The sequence below is a fragment of the Roseibium sp. RKSG952 genome (assembly GCF_009711355.1).
On the sequence record NZ_SMMF01000451.1, the window covers coordinates 1 to 1,063 of the forward strand.

Here is a 1,063-nt window from a genome sequence, read left to right on the forward strand (position 1 = left end):
CGCCGGAGATCTGTCCGGTCAAGCTATATGAGGTGAAAGCCCCGGTACCAAGGCATCACGCCTGCAAGCAGCACTTCTTGTATTTCTTCCCGCTTCCGCAGGGACACGGATCATTGCGGCCGACTTTCGGCGTGTCGCGCAGGAACGTCCCTCTGGAAGCACTATGCAACACCTTGTCGGGGGCAGCCTGGTTTTCACGGTCCACGACGGAACTGTTGGAGTACCAGAACCAACCCGACATTTCATCGATGGCGCTTTCAATCAGCGGGGTGTTCCAACTGCTTTGATACAGTTGTGCCTCGCCCCCCTCGACAGCCTCGCGCAGCCGTTTCTGGAAAAGGGCAAAGTCGGCCTCTTCGGGCGAGATCCGTTTTTGCTCGAAGGTTTCCCGGACCTGTGGTTCCAGATGTGCAATTCCGAGGTCGGCAATGGCGAAGGCCCATGCCCCCCACAGAAACTCAGACTTGTCACCCTCGCTGACGGGAAACCGTTCGAGGAAATCTGTCACCTCCGGCCGGAGCTCCGGGCGCTCGCGAACGATCATGACGAGCGCATCAAACATCTGGCTGCACACGAATGGACAGGCGGAAGGGTCCTCGATCACCGCAATGATCGGCTGCAGGTCACCATCGCAGACCCCTGTGATGACCCGCGCCGTACCCTCGGTCAACGCGTCACCGAACAGGAGTTCAAGCATGTCCGGATCCTGGCGCAACAAGGTGGCAAGCGGACGAAAGGCGCGAGAGTCGCGCCACTCCCCGAGCAAGTAATAGATGTAAACGGCCGCATCGCGATCAGTTTCGTTCAACGTGTCGATGCGCGCCACACTGAGACGCTCAATCAGCTCTAGGAAAGACGGGATCATTTCTTCGCGACGTTGCCCAGCCTCGGCCATGGCTGTTCGCGGCAGACTTTCAACTGAGGCAAGGTCGGCTAGAATTTGTTCGGGCGTCATGACGTGATCTCCGGATTGGCGTTCCATGCCACGCCATATCCCGATGGCCCGCGCTTCGCAACCAGCCTGAACAGGCGTGGCTTCGCGAAACTCGAATGGCAGAAGCTG

General features: G+C 58.9%; 1 protein-coding gene. It reads right to left on the reverse strand.

Annotated elements, in window-relative coordinates; genetic code table 11:
- Window positions 1-55: 55 nt before the first annotated feature.
- A partial coding sequence (locus E1297_RS01510; protein WP_155133009.1) for a DUF1186 domain-containing protein occupies window positions 56-1,063 on the reverse strand: 1,008 nt, incomplete at its 5' end.